Genomic DNA, 302 nt, shown 5'->3' with positions numbered 1-302 from the left:
GGTACCACGACCGGCCATGTTGGTGGCGATGGTTACTGCGGCAGTCTGACCCGCATTGGCCACAATATCCGCTTCCATGGCGTGGAATTTGGCGTTCAGAACCTTGTGTTCGATCCCTGCCTTGGTCCTGTCTCTTATACACATCTCCGAGCCCACGAGACAGGAGGTATCATCGCGTATGCCGTCTTCTGCTGGAAAAGGGGGGGGGGGGGGGGGGGGGGGGGGGGGGGGGGGGGGGGGGGGGGGGGGGGGGGGGGGGGGGGGGGGGGGGGGGGGGGGGGGGGGGGGGGGGGGGGGGGGGG

1 protein-coding gene is annotated in these 302 nt (G+C 70.5%); it reads right to left on the bottom strand.

Annotated features, from left to right (window positions below; genetic code table 11):
- Positions 1–302, bottom strand: a 302-nt coding sequence (locus JHD74_RS26370) for a hypothetical protein (protein WP_199063954.1), incomplete at both ends; no start/stop codon positions are given.

This window comes from Serratia sp. ASV30 (assembly GCF_016428815.1).
In the GTDB taxonomy this organism is placed as follows: domain Bacteria; phylum Pseudomonadota; class Gammaproteobacteria; order Enterobacterales; family Enterobacteriaceae; genus Chania; species Chania fonticola_C.
Note: the sequence above shows the minus strand (reverse complement) of the source record. Positions and strands in the feature narration are given on the sequence as shown.